This is a genomic window from Corynebacterium sp. DNF00584 (assembly GCF_001552965.1).
Lineage (GTDB): Bacteria > Actinomycetota > Actinomycetes > Mycobacteriales > Mycobacteriaceae > Corynebacterium > Corynebacterium phoceense.
Genome location: NZ_KQ959767.1, coordinates 1 through 1,474, shown reverse-complemented (window position 1 = coordinate 1,474; position 1,474 = coordinate 1). Strand labels below are relative to the sequence as shown.

General features: G+C 54.1%; 1 protein-coding gene. It reads left to right on the top strand.

Annotated elements, in window-relative coordinates; genetic code table 11:
* Positions 1–182, top strand: a 182-nt coding sequence (locus HMPREF0307_RS13395) for a hypothetical protein (RefSeq protein ID WP_210386305.1), incomplete at its 5' end; no start/stop codon positions are given.
* Positions 183–1,474: the final 1,292 nt, after the last annotated feature.

Below are 1,474 nucleotides of genomic sequence, written 5' to 3'. Positions count from 1 at the left end.
GGACGACTCATTCACACTTCAACGCACGTAGCGGAGAGTCGTCTCAACTGTGTCTTCAGTCGCTGATACGCGATCACAGCGTCATTCGAGCCAGACCTGTCCCGCGCCTTCCCGCCAGCGAGCTCGAAACCGTGCTTGAGCTTGGTTATCCGGTCATCTGGTTGATGAGTGACGCAGAGTAATTGATATAGACCTGGGGTAGGTTCCAACGTAAATGCGCATGGCACTTATCAGTGGTGTACTCGCGATGTGACTTTGCTGTAGGCCGCATTGAGAATCCTGGTTGGTCCGGTCGAGTCGTTGTCGACTGTGTTCTTGAATGCGACGGAACAGCCAGTCGCCGAAGCCGTAGAGTCTGCCTTGCTCGGCTTACTCTGGAGTAGTCACGAAACGTCATCGGAAATGGCTCCGCAGGGCATTCTCATCGTTAGCCCCGCCAGCTGCCTTTATTGCTGAACAACAGACGCAAATGTTTTGCGGCCCGAATACGACGTGGCAACTGCCAGCAAGATGGCCAGAAGTACATTCCATTGGGCAAGGACCGCAAAAGAAGCAAGCCCTCTAAGCCTCCGTTGGATGACGTAATACTGAAGCGAAAACCCTTCTTGCCCAACTCAAAACTTCGTGTGGTCGCTCAGTTCCGACCGTGGTTTGGCGAAGTCGTGGCGTAGTGCAGGGCAGCTAGCGGCAGCGCGAGCTGTGCTGCGTATTGAAGGCGATTGATCACTACGTCGTTGGGAGCAAACACGAGCGGAACGCCGGCCAGTAAGCCAGCGAGCAATAACAGCTGACGAGCCGATAGTCTACCTATAGTTGCAAGCAAGCTAACGGCATGCGGTACCGCCAGCATGAGCATCAGCTGGAATAGTCGTAAAGGCACAGTTGTAAGTAGCGCGCCACTTTGCCGCCGGGGGGATGTGAACCAAGAGTCTGAAAGTTATTGAGGTATATCGCTTCGTGCGGATGCGGGAATCGGCAAGCCACTTGACTTCCCAATTTCCTCCATTAATCGGTGGCTATTGCCGCGGAGAATTGCCTCCCCAGCGTGCAAACGCGGTAACAGTCACGGCGTGCGTTAGAAATGTGGGTGCTGACGACGCCGCTCCAAGAATTAGTGAGGTTGAACATAGCCGATACCGTCGCATTTCGATGAGAGGACTTCTTTGTTCATCGTACGAGCTACTTCCTAGGTTTGATCGAAAGCCGGAAAGGACTCCTGTAGCGTGCGCCTGTGCCGGCTAAAGCTGACGGTGCCTTCAGAATTGCCATCTGAAGCCGTTCTGGTAGCGGTCTCCCACCAGGAACTTCGGCGTACGTCTTTTGAGGGCAGTCGACAAGCCGCAGCAGATGGGTACGGTCCCTTCTCAGACGTCACTGAATCAGTTGGTCGCCGAGGATTGCCATCTGATTGTTCTCCATGAGTACCGAAGATAAGGGCTGTGTCCTGCAGATTTGTGTGTTTTCAGATCGCTGT